This window comes from Dyella sp. ASV21 (genome assembly GCF_016428975.1).
Taxonomy (GTDB): Bacteria; Pseudomonadota; Gammaproteobacteria; order Xanthomonadales; family Rhodanobacteraceae; genus Dyella.
On sequence record NZ_JAELTT010000004.1, the window covers coordinates 116,220 to 125,517 of the forward strand.

A 9,298-nucleotide genomic window follows, 5' to 3' on the forward strand; every position below is an offset into this window, starting at 1 on the left:
AGAGTGGACAGCGGCCAACACAGACGGATGAGCGGAGAATAGTGTGCTGAGCAGGTGGTCCAAGTTCAAGCAACTGCGGCATTTTGCGGCGATCGGCATGGTGGTGATGGCCTTGGCCGGGTGTGCCACCGGGCCAGGCCGCTCACGCGTTCCGGGCGATGCCAGCCGGCAGCCGTTGGGGCAGATGGTAGTCGCTACCTCCGATGCCGACCACGATCTGTTGGCCCAGCTCATGGCTGGCGAGATGGCGCTTACCCGCACCGATCTCAAGACCGCTGCGTCCGCCTACGGGCGGGCCATGCAGCTGTCCGATGATCCCAAGGTGGCTGAGCAGGCGGCGGCCCTGGCCATCGCGGTGCGCGACGACGATGCCGCGCAGGCCGCCATCGCCCGTTGGCAGGCACTGGGCGCCAAGCCGAGTGCGCTGGCCCAGGCGCGGGCGCAATTGGCCTTGAGCCAGGGCAACACGGAAGAGGCGCGCCGCCAGATGGAAATTCTGGTCAGCTCCGGCGACCCGGATGCGTGGCGGCAGTTCGGTCGCGTGCTGGTGGGCAGCCGCGATGCGGCGCAGGCCGCCCAATTGCTCGAGGCCGTGGCGACGCCACAGCGCCTGCCTGGTGATCCGCAGGCCTGGCTCGCCATGAGCGAGCTGGGCGACAAGCTCGGTCGTCACGCCTACGCCCAGCAGATTGCCGAGGGTGCCGTAAAGCGCTTCGGTACGGCTGAGACGTATGCCTGGCTGGGTCAGATGAAGTATCACGACGGTGACAAGGTTGGCGCCAAGGTCTTGTTTGATAAGGCTTTGGCCAAGTCGCCCAAGAATGCCCAGCTGCGCTTGGCCTATGCCACCTTGCTGGGGCAGGGCGGGGATTACGCCGGGGCAGCGCGTCTGCTCGACAACGGCCCCCAGGACGCAGACACGTATGCGATGCGAGCCGCCCTGGCGGCGCACGGCAATGACTCCAAGACCATCGGTCGCTTGTATGTCCAGCTGCAGCGTTCGCCCGACGATGTGCGCCAGGGCAGTGCCTATCTGCTGGGCCAACTGGCCGAGATGCTCGACAAGAAGGCGGAGGCGCTGAAGTGGTACGGCGAGGTGGCCGACGACGACGATCACGCCTTCGACGCCGATCTGCGCAGCGCCGTACTGATGCAGGACCTGGGCCGTAGCGCCGAGGCCCACGAGCAACTGGCGCAGATGCAGACCGACTACCTCGACCAGCCGGCGTTGTTGCGCCGTGCCTACGAGGTGGACGCCGAGCTCTACATGAACGATCAGCAGTACGCCCAGGCCGAACACGCCTTCAGCCGCGCGCTGCAGGTGACGCCGGACGACCCGGCGCTGTTGTACGGGCGCGGGCTGGCCTACGCCGAGTCAGGCGATATCGATCTGGCGGTGACTGACTTCCGCCGCCTGCTGCAGCTCAAGCCCGACGACACCGACGCGAGCAATGCACTGGGCTATACCCTGGCTGATGCAAACCGTGATCTGCCCGAAGCCCAGCGCCTGATCGAGACGGCCCGCTCGGCACGGCCCAATGACCCGGCGATTCAGGATTCCTGGGGCTGGCTGCAATACCGGCTCGGTCACTTGGATCAGGCGGAAAAGTCGTTGCGCACGGCCTGGACCGCGCACAAAGACACCGATGTCGGGGTACACCTGGGTGAGGTGCTGTGGAAGCAGGGTCGGCAGGAAGACGCGCGGCGCGTTTTCGATGAAGTGCGTAAGATCGACCCACAAAGCACCAGCCTCCACAACACTCTCCAGCGCCTCAATCCATGAAGCTTTCCATTCGAATTCTCGCGGCAGCCTTGCCGCTGCTGCTAGCCGCCTGCGTTCACAAAGAGGCCGTCAAGCCCGTGCCCAAGGCGGACTACGCCGCCTTGCTGAATGAGCAGCGTGGCCGTGAACGCCTGCTGGCGCCCACCGATCACTGGGTGCTCCAGGGCAAGATCGGTGTGTCCGGCCAGGTCAACGGCAAGACGGATGGGGGCAGCGGCACGCTCACCTGGACCCAGAACGGCGAGAGCTACGAATTTGTGGTGCGTGGTCCGGTGGGCAGCAAGAGCTTTAAGCTGAGCGTCACCCCCGATGGTGCTGTGCTGGAGGGTTTGGACGGTGGCCCGCAACGCAACCCCAATCCCGAGGTGCTGGTGCAGAACGCGCTCGGCTGGCGTGTTCCCCTGCATGACCTGCGTGCCTGGGTATTGGGCTTGCGTGCCGATAGCGGCCCGGCCGAGTTGACCTTTGGGGCGGACGGCTTGCCCTCGCTATTGGTCCAGGACGGCTGGAGCGTGAGTTACCCGGCCTGGAACACGGCCCGCCAGCCCGCGGTGCCGAGCAAGGTGTTCGCTGAAAATCCGCCGTACAAGGTTCGGCTGTCGATCGACTCCTGGAGCATGCAGTAAGTCGATCGCCCCGTTCCCGGCTTCGCGTGGAGCTGGGCGCTATCGCAGGGAATGGCATGAGTTTTCAGATTGAGCGGGCCCGCCACGATCAGGTCGAGGCCTTGTGCGCCATCGAACGGGCCGCGGTGGAGCTGTTTCGCGGTCACCGCGCGTGGCCGTCCTATCGGCGCGTTTCCGTACCGCCGGAGGTGTTGCGCGAAGCCATTGCGCGCGGATTGGTATGGGTGGCGGTGATCGGCTCGGGCGAGCCGGTCGGGTTCGTCTGGCTGGATGCGGAAAACGACGGCGACGCCATCGGCGTGGCCGAGATGGATGTGCTCCCCTCGCATGGCCAGCGTGGCATTGGCGCGGCCTTGCTGGAGCATGCCTGCGGCTGGGCGCGCATGGCCGGCTATCACCGGGTCGACCTGGGCACCTTGGCCGACGTGCCGTGGAACGCCCCGTTCTATGCCAAGCACGGCTTTGTGGCGGTGGACAAGGATGCTCCGGAGTTCGCTTTTGCCCGCGAGCGCGACCGCGAGCACGGCTTCCCGGATGACTTGCGGGTTTTCATGAGCCGCGTGCTGGCGCCACCCGATCCCAACGACTGGACGGTGTGGCCGGCGCCGGCCAAGGTCAATTTGTTCCTGCGTATCCTTGGGCGCCGACCGGACGGCTACCACGAGCTGCAGACGGTATTCCGTTTGCTGGACTGGGGTGATGAGATTCGCCTGCGCCGTCGCCGGGACGGGGGGATTCACCGCCTGACCGATGTGCCCGGCGTGCCCGCCGACAGCGATCTCGTGGTGCGCGCCGCGCGGTTGTTGCAGCCTCATGCGGCGGCCGGCTGTGGCGTGGATATCGAGGTGGAAAAGCGCATTCCCATGGGCGGTGGCCTGGGCGGCGGCAGCTCCGACGCGGCCACGGTACTGGTGGCACTAAACCGCTTATGGGGGGCCGGCCTGGGCGAGGATGCTTTGGCCGAATTGGGGTGTCAGTTGGGTGCAGACGTGCCCGTGTTCGTGCGCGGGCGCTCGGCCTGGGCCGAGGGTATCGGCGAGAAATTGACCCCGCTGACGCTGCCGGAGCGTTGGTATACGGTGCTGGAGCCGCACGAGCATGTGCCCACCGCGGCACTTTTTCAGGCGGCCGAATTGACACGAAATGCGCCGCCAGCGACAATTTCATTCTTTACTTCGGGCGAAACGGTCGAGAACGCGTTCACGCCAGTGGTTCGCGCGCGTCATACGCGTGTGGCTGCGGCATTGGACTGGCTCGGCGGTTTCGGTCGCGCAAGGCTTTCTGGCAGCGGTGCGTGTGTGTTCTTGGAGACGGAGTCCCCGGAACGCGCCGAGGCCATTGCGGAGCGGTGTCCTGCACGGTTTACGGCCCATGTGGCCAAGGGCGTGGACATCTCCCCGCTGCAGCTCGCGCTGGCGCGCCATCGAGGCGTCGACGGGGCGGGCCGGCAATGAAGAAAATTCCAGTGATACTGGGGCGTCGCCAAGCTGGTTAAGGCACGGGATTTTGATTCCCGCATGCGTAGGTTCGAATCCTACCGCCCCAGCCATTCCACACAAATGGCTCAGGTTTAGAAAATGACAGTCGATACGTCCGGCCCGATGCTCTTCACCGGCAACGCTCACCGCGCCCTCGCCGAGGATGTTGCCCAGCGTTTGGGCGTGCCGCTTGGCAAGGCACTCGTCGGCACCTTCAGCGACGGCGAAGCCCAGGTAGAGATCGAAGAGAACGTTCGCCGCCAGGAAGTGTTCGTGCTGCAGCCCACCGGCGCACCGAGCGCCGAGAACCTGTTCGAACTGCTGGTGCTGGTCGATGCGCTCAAGCGCGCCTCGGCGGCCAGCGTTACCGCGGTGATCCCGTACTTCGGCTATGCCCGCCAGGATCGTCGCCCGCGTTCGGCGCGCGTGCCGATCACGGCAAAGATGGTCGCCAAGATGATCGGCACCGCGGGTGTGGACCGTGTGCTTACGGTGGACCTGCACGCCGACCAGATTCAGGGCTTCTTCGATATCCCGGTGGATAACGTCTATGCCTCGCCGGTGCTGCTGGCGGACATCTGGCGCAACCACAGCATGGACGACCTGATCGTGGTCAGTCCGGACGTGGGTGGCGTGGTGCGCGCGCGCGCCATGGCCAAGCGCCTGGATGATGCCGACCTCGCCATCATTGACAAGCGTCGCCCCAAGGCGAACGTGGCCACGGTCATGAACATCATCGGCGACGTGGACGGCAAGACCTGCGTGCTCGTCGACGATATCGTCGATACCGCCGGCACCCTGTGTGCGGCTGCTGCAGCGCTCAAGGAGCGCGGCGCCCGCAAGGTGGTGGCGTACTGCGTGCATCCGGTGTTGTCGGGCGCGGCGCTGCGTAACGTGGAAAACTCCCAGCTCGACCAGTTGGTGGTGACCAATACCTTGCCGTTGCGCCCCGAAGTGGCCGCCTGCGCCAAGATTCGCCAGCTGTCGGTCGCCGAGCTGCTGGCCGAAACGATTCGTCGCATCGCCTTTGGCGAGTCGGTGAGCTCGTTGTACATCGATTGATTTTTGGGGCGCCGGGCCTTGGCCTGGCGCCTTCTTATGACTCCTCTGGTCGCGGGGGAGTCACCAGACCGCCGCGAGGTGGTCCACTACTGATAGGCAAAGCAACATGGCTACGACTCATGAAATCAAGGCACAGGGCCGCAAGGACGAGGGGAAAGGTGCGAGCCGCCGCCTGCGTCGCGCGGGCTTCGTGCCGGCAGTGGTCTACGGCGCCGGCCAGGCTCCGCAGAGCATCGAAATCGAACACAACACCATCCTGCTCGCTGCCAAGCACGAGTGGTTCTTCTCCTCGGTGCTCGACCTGAACGTCGACGGCAAGGTGCAGAAGGTGCTGGTGCGCGACTGGCAGAAGCATCCGTACAAGCTGCAGATGCTGCACATGGACTTCCAGCGTGTGGACGAGAACGCGATTCTGCGCGTGAACGTGCCGGTGCACTTCCTGAACCAGGAAAAGTCGCCCGCCGCCAAGACCTCGGGCGTGGTGATCTCGCATAACCTGACGGAAGTGGAAATCTCCTGCCTGCCGAAGGACCTGCCGGAGTTCATCGAACTCGACCTGGGCAACCTCAAGGCTGGCGAGATCGTCCACCTTTCGCAGCTGACGCTGCCTAAGGGCGTGGAAATCGCCGCCCTGCACCTGGGCGCTGACCACGACATCGCCGTCGTCACCGCCAACACGGTGAAGGAAGAGGCCGAAGAGGCCCCGGCCGAGGGCGAAGCCCCGGCCAGCGACGCTGCCAAGAAGTAAGTCGCGGCGACCCGCGCCCCTTAAGGCGCGGGTCGCACGATCTCATGGCAGGTCTGCGGCTCATTGTCGGACTGGGCAATCCCGGTGCCGAATATCTCCGAACCCGGCACAACGCCGGGTTCTGGTTTGTTGACGCCCTGGCATCAGGGCAGGGCGAGCGCTTCGGCTTCGATGGCAAGCTGCATGGCGAGACCTGCAAGGTCCGTATCGGTGGCCAGTCGGTATGGCTGCTCAAGCCCTCCACCTTCATGAACAAGAGCGGCATCGCGGTTGTCTCGGCGTTGCGCTACTACAAGATCGAGCCGGACGAATGCCTGGTGGCGCACGACGAGCTGGATCTGGATGCGGGCACCGTCCGCATGAAGCTCGACGGCGGCCACGGTGGCCAAAACGGCCTGCGTGACATCATTGCGCACCTGGGGCACGCCAAGTTCCATCGCCTGCGCGTCGGCATTGGGCATCCCGGCCACAAGGACAAGGTCACCTCCTGGGTGCTCGGTCGTCCGTCGGCCAAGGACGAAGATGCGATAATCGACGGCATTGGCCGCGCGATCGATGTATTGCCGCTGGCTGTCGACGGCCAATTCGACAAGGCCATGCAGCAGCTGCACACCAAGAGCGCGTAAGCCGGCAGCGCGGGGCGCGGCCTCGCTGCAGACCGGTGGCGGGCCTAACCTTCACCATTGACTGGCGGCCTGTCCGCCGACTTCACGGATTTCCTCATGGGTATCAAATGCGGCATCGTCGGCCTGCCTAACGTCGGCAAGTCCACCCTGTTCAACGCGCTGACCAAAGCGGGCATCGCGGCGGCCAACTTTCCGTTCTGCACCATCGAGCCGAACGTGGGCGTGGTGCCGGTGCCCGATCTTCGCCTGGGTGCGCTGTCGGACATCGTCAATCCGCAGAAGGTGATCCCGACGGCCGTGGAGTTCGTCGATATCGCCGGCCTGGTGGCGGGTGCGTCCAAGGGCGAAGGCCTGGGCAACAAATTCCTTGCCCACATTCGCGAAGTGGATGCGATCACGCACGTGGTGCGCTGCTTTGAGCACACCGACATCATTCACGTGGCCGGCAAGGTCGACCCCATCGCCGACATCGAAACCATCGATACCGAGCTGGCGCTGGCCGATCTCGACTCTGTCGAGAAGGCGCTGAACCGCGCGGAGCGCTCGGCCAAGGCCAACGACAAAGAGGCCATTGCCAAGAAGCCGGTGCTGCAGAAGCTCGCCGCTGGCCTCAATGAAGGCAAGACGGCGCGCAGCCTGGGCCTGGATGAGGACGAGAAGGCGCTGGTGCGCGATTTGTTCCTGCTTACGCTGAAGCCGTTGATGTACATCGCCAATGTGCGCGAGGACGGCTTTGAGAATAATCCGCACCTGGATGCCGTGCGCGCTCGCGCTGAGCAGGAGGGCGCCGAAGTGGTGCCGGTATGCGCCGCCATCGAGGAGGAGCTCTCCCAGCTCGATGATGCTGATCGCGACGAGTTTCTCAAGGATCTGGGTCTGGACGAGCCGGGCCTGAATCGCGTGATCCGCGCCGGTTACAAGCTGCTCAACCTGCAGACCTACTTCACCGCGGGTGTGAAGGAAGTGCGCGCGTGGACCATCAAGCGGGGCTTTACCGCGCCGCAGGCCGCGGGTGTGATCCATACCGACTTCGAGCGTGGTTTTATCCGTGCGGAGACGGTGAGCTACGACGACTTCATCCAGTACAAGGGCGAGGCGGGCGCGGCCGCTGCCGGTCGCCTGCGCAAGGAAGGCAAGGACTATGTGGTGAAGGACGGAGACGTTCTGCACTTCCTGTTCAACGTCTGATCGACGACCAACAGCAACAAAACAGGCCGCGCTCTGCGCGGCTTTTTTGTGCGGCAAAGTAGGGCCGCCAGCGGACGCGGGGCGTGTTTTCCCGCGTTCGCATATCATGATGGCCTATCGATTCCTGAGGGCAGGAGTGCATGACCATCAAGGACGCCAGGGTCCGCATGCGCCTGGCAACACCGGATGATGCTGTTGTCGTGGCGCGTCTGCTGCGGCGGGTGGCGCAGCGTTGGGTGTGGCCAGATCAGCCTGCCACGGCCATCCCGCTCATCCGGCGGGGTATGACCGCCAATGCGGTGCGTGGCGCGATGGCGGCCGGCAAGCGCTACCACCTTGCATGGGCGCAAGATCGCCTGGTGGGCGTGCTCGCGATGCGCGATGACTGCCATGTGTTCCAGCTATTCGTGACGGCAAGCTGGCAGGGAAGGGGTTTGGCACGACGTTTGTGGTCGCGGGCATTGAGCGATGCGGTGCGCCGCGCCGGGACGCTTCGCTTTACGGTGAATTCCTCGCGTGTGGCGGTGCCGGTCTATCGTCGCCTGGGTTTCGTCGAAACGAGTGGTGAAGTGGCCTCGCCACTTGGCGTGCTGAGCACGCCCATGGTCTACGAGCGGCGATAGCGCCGACCAATGCAAGCCATGAGGTTACGGCGCGGGTGCGTGGGCGCATAATAAGCGCCTTATTCCGCGCCCCGGGGCCGACGTTCATGCCAGGCAAGCAGCACGAAGTGAGTTTCCGTTTTCTCGCTCAGCCCACCGACGTCAACTTCGGCGGCAAGGTGCATGGCGGCATGGTGATGAAGTGGATCGACCAGGCTGGCTATGCCTGTGCGGTGGCATGGAGTGGTGCATATTGCGTCACGGCTGCCGTCAGCGGCATCCAGTTCGTGGCGCCGATCCTCATTGGGGACTTGGTGACGGTGCGTGCGCGGGTGATCCATACCGGTCGTTCAAGCATGCACATGGCGGTGGACGTGCTGGCGCGCGATCTGCGTAAGGACGAACATCACTTGGCGACCAGTTGCGTGATGGTGTTCGTCGCACTCGATGCGCCTGATGGCAAGCCCACGACGGTACCCGCATGGCAGCCGCGCGATGATCGCGAACAGCAGTTGCAGCAGCAAGCCATGAAGCTGATGGAGCTTTCCAAGGCGATGGAGCAGCTCGTCGACGCACGTGCTGCCGAGAGCATCTGAGGCGGCATTGTCGGATAGTGAAAAAAATCGCGAGAAAACGTCAAAAATCGTGTGACAGGTGTTGACAGGCACCGGCCCGATCAACACAATAGCCGTTCTTTGTTGGAGGGATACCCAAGCGGCCAACGGGGGCAGACTGTAAATCTGCTGGCTTACGCCTTCGGTGGTTCGAATCCACCTCCCTCCACCAGACGATTTCCGCGAAGGCTGTTCCAACCAGGCGGGAGTAGTTCAATGGTAGAACCTCAGCCTTCCAAGCTGATGGTGCGGGTTCGATCCCCGTCTCCCGCTCCATTGAAGTCGTCTGTAGGTGTTTTTTGTGCTCATGTAGCTCAGTCGGTAGAGCACTTCCTTGGTAAGGAAGAGGTCGCTGGTTCGATTCCAGTCATGAGCACCATCTCACCGCGGTCCGCGGTATCATTCCCACTTTTCATCATTTGACTCCATCGGGGTTTTAGACGTATGGCAAAGGGTAAATTCGAACGCACCAAGCCGCACGTCAACGTCGGCACGATTGGTCACGTGGACCACGGCAAGACGACGCTGACGGCTGCGCTGACCAAGGTGGGCGCAGAGCGCTTCGGTGGCG

At 64.0% G+C, this 9,298-nt stretch carries 10 protein-coding genes and 4 tRNA genes; all 14 read left to right on the forward strand.

Translation table 11 applies throughout. The features are described from left to right. The first annotated feature begins 43 nt into the window (after window positions 1-43). Complete coding sequence (locus JHD67_RS02685) at window positions 44-1,783, forward strand: tetratricopeptide repeat protein (protein WP_343214291.1); 1,740 nt, start codon at window positions 44-46, stop codon at window positions 1,781-1,783. Beyond that, window positions 1,780-2,409: a lipoprotein insertase outer membrane protein LolB gene (gene lolB, locus JHD67_RS02690; RefSeq protein ID WP_199097028.1), complete on the forward strand. Its 630-nt coding sequence runs from the start codon at window positions 1,780-1,782 to the stop codon at window positions 2,407-2,409. The genes JHD67_RS02685 and lolB overlap by 4 nt, the downstream gene beginning before the upstream one ends. Before the next feature lie 56 nt (window positions 2,410-2,465). Next, window positions 2,466-3,863: a 4-(cytidine 5'-diphospho)-2-C-methyl-D-erythritol kinase gene (gene ispE / locus JHD67_RS02695; protein ID WP_199097030.1), complete on the forward strand. Its 1,398-nt coding sequence runs from the start codon at window positions 2,466-2,468 to the stop codon at window positions 3,861-3,863. A gap of 18 nt (window positions 3,864-3,881) precedes the next feature. Further along, window positions 3,882-3,958: transfer RNA gene (locus tag JHD67_RS02700), tRNA-Gln, on the forward strand. A 52-nt stretch (window positions 3,959-4,010) separates the two neighbouring features. After that, window positions 4,011-4,949, forward strand: coding sequence for a ribose-phosphate diphosphokinase (locus tag JHD67_RS02705; RefSeq protein WP_199097055.1), 939 nt, complete (start codon window positions 4,011-4,013; stop codon window positions 4,947-4,949). Window positions 4,950-5,055: 106 nt separating this feature from the next. Then, window positions 5,056-5,697, forward strand: coding sequence for a 50S ribosomal protein L25/general stress protein Ctc (locus tag JHD67_RS02710; RefSeq protein WP_199097032.1), 642 nt, complete (start codon window positions 5,056-5,058; stop codon window positions 5,695-5,697). 44 nt (window positions 5,698-5,741) lie between these two features. After that, the gene (gene pth / locus JHD67_RS02715) at window positions 5,742-6,323 is read left to right on the forward strand and encodes an aminoacyl-tRNA hydrolase (RefSeq protein ID WP_199097034.1); all 582 of its coding nucleotides are present in this window, start codon (window positions 5,742-5,744) and stop codon (window positions 6,321-6,323) included. 96 nt (window positions 6,324-6,419) lie between these two features. Then, complete coding sequence (gene ychF, locus JHD67_RS02720; protein WP_199097036.1) at window positions 6,420-7,511, forward strand: redox-regulated ATPase YchF; 1,092 nt, start codon at window positions 6,420-6,422, stop codon at window positions 7,509-7,511. A gap of 140 nt (window positions 7,512-7,651) precedes the next feature. Beyond that, on the forward strand, window positions 7,652-8,134 hold the full coding sequence (locus JHD67_RS02725) for a GNAT family N-acetyltransferase (RefSeq protein WP_199097038.1): 483 nt from the start codon (window positions 7,652-7,654) through the stop codon (window positions 8,132-8,134). An 86-nt stretch (window positions 8,135-8,220) separates the two neighbouring features. Further along, window positions 8,221-8,709, forward strand: a complete 489-nt coding sequence (locus tag JHD67_RS02730; RefSeq protein ID WP_199097039.1) for an acyl-CoA thioesterase — start codon at window positions 8,221-8,223, stop codon at window positions 8,707-8,709. A gap of 104 nt (window positions 8,710-8,813) precedes the next feature. Beyond that, window positions 8,814-8,899: transfer RNA gene (locus tag JHD67_RS02735), tRNA-Tyr, on the forward strand. Window positions 8,900-8,929: 30 nt separating this feature from the next. Next, window positions 8,930-9,003: transfer RNA gene (locus tag JHD67_RS02740), tRNA-Gly, on the forward strand. Window positions 9,004-9,030: 27 nt separating this feature from the next. After that, window positions 9,031-9,106: transfer RNA gene (locus JHD67_RS02745), tRNA-Thr, on the forward strand. Between the two features lie 65 nt (window positions 9,107-9,171). Further along, window positions 9,172-9,298, forward strand: a 127-nt coding sequence (locus JHD67_RS02750) for a GTP-binding protein (protein ID WP_229730253.1), incomplete at its 3' end; no start/stop codon positions are given.

Bases quoted from the DNA above. Each gene is read 5' to 3' on its own strand.
- ispE (WP_199097030.1), top strand. From the start codon at position 2,466: ATGAGTTTTCAGATTGAGCGGGCCCGCCACGATCAGGTCGAGGCCTTG.
- pth (WP_199097034.1), top strand. From the start codon at position 5,742: ATGGCAGGTCTGCGGCTCATTGTCGGACTGGGCAATCCCGGTGCCGAA.
- JHD67_RS02705 (WP_199097055.1), top strand. From the start codon at position 4,011: ATGCTCTTCACCGGCAACGCTCACCGCGCCCTCGCCGAGGATGTTGCC.
- JHD67_RS02730 (WP_199097039.1), top strand. From the start codon at position 8,221: ATGCCAGGCAAGCAGCACGAAGTGAGTTTCCGTTTTCTCGCTCAGCCC.
- lolB (WP_199097028.1), top strand. From the start codon at position 1,780: ATGAAGCTTTCCATTCGAATTCTCGCGGCAGCCTTGCCGCTGCTGCTA.
- JHD67_RS02725 (WP_199097038.1), top strand. From the start codon at position 7,652: ATGACCATCAAGGACGCCAGGGTCCGCATGCGCCTGGCAACACCGGAT.
- JHD67_RS02710 (WP_199097032.1), top strand. From the start codon at position 5,056: ATGGCTACGACTCATGAAATCAAGGCACAGGGCCGCAAGGACGAGGGG.
- ychF (WP_199097036.1), top strand. From the start codon at position 6,420: ATGGGTATCAAATGCGGCATCGTCGGCCTGCCTAACGTCGGCAAGTCC.